2 protein-coding genes and 1 pseudogene are annotated in these 1,095 nt (G+C 38.4%); 1 reads left to right on the top strand and 2 read right to left on the bottom strand.

Annotated features, from left to right (window positions below):
* Positions 1–193 (bottom strand): annotated as a pseudogene (locus tag OXPF_RS22820) (IS66 family transposase); the annotation flags it as partial.
* Between OXPF_RS22820 and OXPF_RS23680 the strand changes: the two are divergent.
* The gene (locus OXPF_RS23680; protein ID WP_083480041.1) at positions 188–391 is read left to right on the top strand and encodes a site-specific integrase; all 204 of its coding nucleotides are present in this window, start codon (positions 188–190) and stop codon (positions 389–391) included. The pseudogene OXPF_RS22820 and the gene OXPF_RS23680 sit on opposite strands and share 6 nt — an antisense overlap.
* 141 nt (positions 392–532) lie before the next feature.
* On the opposite strand, the gene OXPF_RS22205 is transcribed toward OXPF_RS23680, so the two are convergent.
* Positions 533–805, bottom strand: coding sequence for a hypothetical protein (locus OXPF_RS22205; RefSeq protein ID WP_152967807.1), 273 nt, complete (start codon positions 803–805; stop codon positions 533–535).
* Between the last annotated feature and the right edge of the window lie 290 nt (positions 806–1,095).

Below are 1,095 nucleotides of genomic sequence, written 5' to 3'. Positions count from 1 at the left end.
ATTTTTGATGCATTACCCATGCTACTGTAGAGGGAGATGCCATAGAATGCTGAATAACGGGAGACGGCATTGGAGATTTCTCCATATATGGTTTGCCGTTTTTACGGCAGGTACGGCATTCATAAGTCTGACGGTAATAGTCTATTGCCTTTACCTTAACAGGAATTACTTCTATTTCAGTACGAACATGCTGCAAGCAGGAATCCCTTTGGTCTACATACGCGACTTCTTAGGTCATTCCAGCGTCACAACCACCGAAATTTACGCTCGTTTGAATGATGAGATAAAACGGAAGGCAATAGAATCCGTTTATCCTGAAATTCAAACACCGGAGTATCCATCTTGGCTTGAGGATGCTGATCTAATGACTTGGCTTGAAAATTTAGTTTAAGAAATTATGGGAAGCGATTTTGGATGATTTATCTTAATGTTATGGTAGAATCACGGATCGCTTCGCATATCTGAAGTCAAGACATAATTACGAATATCCGTATGTCCACATGCAATGTATATTTTCTCGGCTTTGGAAATGTCACCTGACATTCTGCACTGCCCTCAGGATATTTTCAATTAATACTGCTGAAGCATTATTGTTGATTTCCAAGGTGACATTATCATAATGTAAGATGATATGAGATTGAGATTCATGATTCTTAATATCAGCAGGTGGATTAGCCGGTATACTTACCGGCACGATGGTGTTATTATCTCCGATAGCCGGTAACGATTCATATGCAGCTTCACGGATGCGCCTTAACCAGTAATAGTAGGTTTTAGGATTGATTATCTCAAAAATACGATTCAAATTCTAGGTGCGCACGATTTACCATTTACTCAAGTTCTGCCTCCAGCATTTCCTGGATAGTATCCTTGAAGAGATCTTTCAAGTAACTGTAGATATCTCCCACATTTTGAAATTGGTTCTCCTTGATCATTTCCTTGTTTAAATTTTTATTTGTTGGTGTATCGTAAACGGTAAACCATACGTACTTATATAAATATAGCCGTCATTTCTGATGGCTAAAAAGGTTTATTGATTCTGTTTTTTACATTCAATCGGGAGTTTTTCTGACCAGGGCAAAAGGTCATCTAAGA

The organism is Oxobacter pfennigii (genome assembly GCF_001317355.1).
In the GTDB taxonomy this organism is placed as follows: domain Bacteria; phylum Bacillota; class Clostridia; order Clostridiales; family Oxobacteraceae; genus Oxobacter; species Oxobacter pfennigii.
This window is presented reverse-complemented; position numbering and strand designations above follow the sequence as displayed.

Bases quoted from the DNA above. Each gene is read 5' to 3' on its own strand.
- OXPF_RS23680 (WP_083480041.1), top strand. From the start codon at position 188: ATGCTGCAAGCAGGAATCCCTTTGGTCTACATACGCGACTTCTTAGGT.